Below are 2558 nucleotides of genomic sequence, written 5' to 3'. Positions count from 1 at the left end.
TTGCGTATCCCGTGGTCGGCGCCGTACAGCGCGGCCTGTGTCCGGCGCTCGAGTCCAGTTTGGCGAGCAGCCCGGACACGTAGTTCTTCACGGTCTTCTCAGCGAGATCGAGCCGTTCGCCGATCTGGCGGTTCGTCAACCCGACGGCGATGAGTTCGAGCACCTGCCGTTCCCGGAGCGTGAGGTCCGGCAGGTCGTCCTCCGGCCGCCTGGTGATGCGTTCGACCGCCTGCGCCACCGGGACGGCCGGGAGGAGACTGCGACCTGCCGCGACCTGCCGGATGTCCTCGACCAGGGTCTGCCCGCGGATGTCCTTCACGACGTACCCGGACGCGCCGGCGAGCAGCGCTGCTTGCATCGCCGACTCGTCGTCGTACGCGGTCAGCATCAGGCACGCGATCTCCGGGTGCGCGGACCGCACCGAGCGGCACGCGTCGACGCCGCTGCCGTCCGGGAGGCGGACGTCGAGCACGACGACGTCGGGTCGGGTCGCGGCCACCCGTCCCGTTGTGTCCCGCACGGTGGCGGCTTCGCCGACGACCTGCAGGTCGGGTTGCGCGTCGATGAGGTCGGCGACGCCGCGTCGCACGATCTCGTGGTCGTCGACGAGGAACACCTTGATCATCGTGGTTCCTTCCGTTCGGTTCGTCCGAGGGGTGCGGCCCAGACGACGGTGGTGCCGCCGTCGGCCCCGGGGCCGAGCTCGTAGCGTCCGCCGCGCATCGTCGCGCGGGCGGCCAGGTTGGCGGTACCGCTCCGACGCTCGCTCGACCCGGGACCAGGGCCGTCGTCCTCGACGACCACCTGCACGGCGTCGTCGGTGACGGCGACCTCGACCCGGCATTCCGCGCCCGGGGCGTGTCGCGCGACGTTGGCGACGGACTCCCGAACCGCGGCGACGACGTCGTGGGCGAGCGCCCCCGTAACGTCGATGTCGACCGGACCGCTGAAGGTGATGCGAGGCGGGCGGGAGAGTGCTGGGCGGAGCTCTGTGACGACGTCCAGCAGCCGTTCCCGGGTGCTCCGTGCGGCTGGGCGGTCGGAGCTGCCGAGCGTGAAGACCGCTGTGCGGACCTCAGCGATCGCCGCGTCGATGGCGCTGACCTGCTCCTCGAGGTGGTCGCGGAGGTCCTCCGGGACGCGCAGGGCGGTCGCCTGCAGTGCCAGTCCGGATCCGAACAGCCGTTGGATGACGTGGTCGTGCAGGTCCCTGGCGATTCTGCTGCGGTCCTCGGCGAGTTCCAGGCGCCGTCGGTCTCGACGGCCCCGCGCCACTGCGAGTGCGACGCTGGTCTGCCGGCCGAACTCGCCCGCCATGCCCAGTTCGGCGTCGGCGAACACCGGGCCGCCCGGCCCGCGGGCGACGACGAGCGCGCCGAGTGCGTCGCCGGCCACCCGGAGCGGGATCGCGATCGTCGGCCCGAGCGGGGGCGTCCACTCGACCCCGGCGACCGCGGTTCCGGTCGTGTCCGCGACGACGGCACCCGTGTCGATGGCACGCCCGGCGAGCGATTCGGCGGCGGGGTACCGGCGGTCGCGGACCGGGTCCGCGACAGGACCGACCGCGATCGCCACCTGCAGGTACTCGGCGTCGGCGTCGGGCAGGACGATGGTGACCAGGTGCGCGTCGACGAACGCGAGGACCCGGTCGGCGATGATCGTGAGGACGTCCTCGATGGACTCGTCCGCGACGAGCGCCGAACTGACGTCGGCCGTCGCGGTCGCCCACCGTTCGCGCAGCTGGCTCTCTTCGAACAGACGCGCGTTGTCGATAGCCACGCCTGCGGTCGCGCCGAGCGCCTCGACGAGCTCCTGATCCTCCTGCGTGAAGTGCCCGCGACGCGGGTTCGTCAGGTAGAGGTTGCCGTAGACCTTGTCGCGCACCCGCAGCGGCACCCCGAGGAACCCCTCCATCGGCGGGTGACCCGCCGGGAACCCAGCGGAGCGCGGGTCCTCACCGAGGTGCTCCAACCGGACGGGGCGCGCGTCCTGCACGACGGCCCCGAGCACACCCTTGCCTCGGGGGAGGTGTCCGATGCGCCGGACGTGCTCCTCGTCCATCCCGACGTGGATTAACCGTTCGAGTTCCTCGCCGTCCGGTGCGATCACGCCGAGCGCGCCGTACTCCGCGTCGACGAGTTCCAGGGCCGCGGCCACGACCGCGTGCAACGTGTCCTCGAGGGCCAGGTGCTCGACGATCCGCCGGTTCGCGGCGAGGAGGTTCCGCAATCTGCCCTGCGTGCGGAGCACCGCCTGCGCACGGTCGACCAGTTCATCGATCGTGCGCTCGAGCGCGGACCGCGGGGCATCCGGGAAAGCGAGCGGATCGGTCATGAGGTCCCTTCGGATGTGGACTTTCCGATCCTATGACGGCATGTCGATCGGGGTCCACGGTCCTTGACCGGGGGCCCGGCGCTGACGGGGACCGGGGCGCCCGATCCGCTTCGGGTCCGGATCAGGCGCCCCGTGTTGAGCAACGTAAAGGGCGCTGGGGTCAGCGGTAGGACAAGGCCCCACGACCTCATCGCACCCACTACGCCAGCAGACTCATCGGTCCA

1 protein-coding gene and 1 pseudogene are annotated in these 2558 nt (G+C 71.5%); both read right to left on the bottom strand.

The genetic code is table 11. From position 1 onward, the window contains the following. Nucleotides 1-625, bottom strand: a pseudogene (locus tag I59_RS19870) (response regulator); the annotation flags it as partial. Next, entirely contained in the window at nucleotides 622-2334 is a 1713-nt protein-coding gene (locus tag I59_RS11530) for a GAF domain-containing protein (protein WP_022903996.1), read from the bottom strand. The pseudogene I59_RS19870 and the gene I59_RS11530, both read right to left, overlap by 4 nt. Nucleotides 2335-2558: the final 224 nt, after the last annotated feature.

The organism is Curtobacterium sp. B8, from assembly GCF_000333315.1.
GTDB lineage: Bacteria > Actinomycetota > Actinomycetes > Actinomycetales > Microbacteriaceae > Curtobacterium > Curtobacterium luteum.
Note: the sequence above shows the minus strand (reverse complement) of the source record. Positions and strands in the feature narration are given on the sequence as shown.

What these genes read in the sequence shown, in the direction of transcription:
- I59_RS11530 (WP_022903996.1), bottom strand. Translation starts at nt 2,334, where the DNA reads ATGACCGATCCGCTCGCTTTCCCGGATGCCCCGCGGTCCGCGCTCGAG.